The sequence below is a fragment of the Azospirillum formosense genome (assembly GCF_013340925.1).
GTDB classification, from domain to species: Bacteria; Pseudomonadota; Alphaproteobacteria; order Azospirillales; family Azospirillaceae; genus Azospirillum; species Azospirillum formosense.
Window position 1 is genome coordinate 1 of record NZ_WHOR01000451.1, and the last position, 2342, is coordinate 2342.

The 2342-nt window shown below is 70.4% G+C and carries 3 protein-coding genes; all 3 read left to right on the forward strand.

From position 1 onward, the window contains the following. A partial coding sequence (locus GBZ26_RS28860) for a hypothetical protein (protein WP_174441599.1) occupies nucleotides 1–127 on the forward strand: 127 nt, incomplete at its 5' end. A 223-nt stretch (nucleotides 128–350) separates the two neighbouring features. After that, complete coding sequence (gene ybgF / locus GBZ26_RS28865) at nucleotides 351–1256, forward strand: tol-pal system protein YbgF (RefSeq protein ID WP_174441733.1); 906 nt, start codon at nucleotides 351–353, stop codon at nucleotides 1254–1256. A gap of 8 nt (nucleotides 1257–1264) precedes the next feature. Next, the coding region (tilS, locus tag GBZ26_RS28870) for a tRNA lysidine(34) synthetase TilS (protein WP_345772085.1) at nucleotides 1265–2342 on the forward strand (1078 nt) is incomplete at its 3' end.

Genomic DNA, 2342 nt, shown 5'->3' on the forward strand with positions numbered 1-2342 from the left:
CGGCCAGATCAAGACCGGCTCGCTGTCGCGCTCCGACCGTCTGGCCAAGTACAACCAGCTGATCCGCATCGAGGAGATGCTCGGCACCGCCGCCCGCTTCGCCGGCCGCGGCATCCTCAAGGCGTAAGACGCTTTCAGGAGTCCGCTTTGAGAAGGGCCCCTTTCCGGAATACCGGGAAGGGGCTTTTTTCTGTGGTCTCTTTCGGGATTGCGCCCGGTGCGCGGGAGATTTCCAAATCACCACCGTGCAAGGGGCGCGCGCTTCTGGTAAACAGCCGCCATAGTTTCGCCCGCTTGGGCCGGCACCCTCTTAACGACGGCTTTTCCCGCCCGGACAGGACCCTCGACGCATGACCAAGACCCCTTCTTTCGCTGCCCTTCTGCTCGGCGGCCTGCTGTGCAGCGGTTCCGTCCTCGCGCAGACGGTTTCGCTGCAGGACCGTCTGGACCGGCTGGAGTCGGGGGTGGAGGCGCTGGGCGGGCGCGTCGAGGTGGCGCAGGCCTATCCGGGCAGCTCCTACTCACGCGGGCAGACGGCTGAGATCCAGCCCTCGCTGGCCGCCGATTTCGAGGTGCGGCTGCAGAAGCTGGAACGCGCCCTGTCGGAGCTGACCGGGCGCTATGAAGAGGCGACCTATCAGATCTCGCAGATGAAGGACCGGCTGGAGCGGGTCAACAGCGACATCGATTTCCGCCTGAAGGAGCTGGAGAGCAAGGGCGGCGGGGCGGCCAGCGACCCGTTCGGCGGCCCGGCCAAGCCCAGCGCGGCGGCTCCGGCCGCGGCGCCCAGCGCCGCCAAGACGCCCGAGAAGACGGCTGACAAGCCGGCGGAGAAGCAGACCGCCGCCCTGGCGCCGCTGCCCGCCAATTCGACCCCGGAGAAGCAGTACGAGCACGCCTTCGAGCTGCTGCGCCAGTCCGACTACGACAAGGCGGAAAAGGCCTTCAGCGACTTCCTGGCGAAGAACAAGGGCCACCAGCTTGCTGGCAACGCCCAATACTGGCTGGGTGAGACCTATTACGTCCGCAACAAGTTCCAGGATGCCGCCGTGGCCTTCGCCGAGGGCGTGCAGAAGTATCCGAAGAACAACAAGGCGGCGGACAACCTGCTGAAGCTCGGCATGTCGCTGCAGCAGCTCAACCAGAAGAAGGACGCCTGCACGGCCTTCAACCAGTTGATCAGCAAGTTCCCCGAAGCTTCGGCCAGCGTGAAGCGCCGCGCCGACACCGAGCGCCGCCGCCTGAACTGCGCCTGACGGGCGCGGTGAACGCGTCCGACCCCGCCGGGCCGATTTCCGCGGGTGAGTTCGCCGCCCGCATGGAGCGGCTGGGCGGATTCGAGACGCGGCCGCGCGTGGCCGTGGGCGTGTCCGGCGGGGCCGACAGCCTCGGGCTGGCCCTGCTCATTCAGCGCTGGACGGCGGAGCGGGGCGGGGATGTCCTCGCCCTGGTCGTGGACCATGGCCTGCGCGCGGAGTCGGCGGCGGAGGCCGCTCGGGTGGGTGAGTGGCTCAAGGCCCATGGCATTGCCCACGCCGTTCTGCGCTGGGACGGCGAAAAGCCGGTGACCGGAATCCAGGAGGCGGCCCGCGCCGCGCGTCATCGCCTGCTGGCCGAGCGCTGCCGCGAGGAGGGCGTCCTTCATCTGGCGCTCGCCCACCACCGCGACGATCAGGCGGAGACGGTGCTGCTGCGATTCGCCCGCGGCTCCGGAATCGACGGGCTGGCCGGCATGGCGCCGGTGCGCGCGGCGGGGGCAGTCCGCTTGATCCGGCCGCTGCTCGACCTGCCCCACGAACGGCTGGTGGCGACCTGCCGCGCCTTTGGCCAGCAATGGATCGAGGACCCGTCCAACCGCAACCCACGCTTCGCCCGCGCCCGCCTGCGCGCGGCGGGGGAGGCCCTGGCCGCCGAGGGGCTGGACCCGCCGCGTCTGGCCGACCTCGCCCGGCGGGCCGCCCGCGCCCGCAACGCGCTGGAGGCGGGGACCGCCGCCCTGCTGGCCGAGGCCGTGGAGGTCCATCCGGAGGGCTGGCTGCGGCTGGACCCAAAGCCGTTGCTGGCAGCACCGGAGGAGCTTGGCCTGCGCGCGCTGGTCCGCTGCATCGCCGCGACGGGGGGTGCCGCCTACCCGCCGAAGGACGAGGCGGCGGAGCGTCTGTTCGCCGACATCGCGGGGGAGCGCTTCCGGGGGCGCACGCTGGGCGGCTGCCGCATTGTGCCGCGGCAGGGTTGTTTGGTGATCGCACGGGAACCGATTGGGGTCACCGAACGGCTGGACCTTACCCCCGGCGGAGAGGTCTGGTGGGATCGCCGATTCGCCGTTCGGTTGGCGGCGGGGG

Coding starts and splice junctions, on each gene's coding strand:
- ybgF (WP_174441733.1), top strand. CDS start 351: ATGACCAAGACCCCTTCTTTCGCTGCCCTTCTGCTCGGCGGCCTGCTG.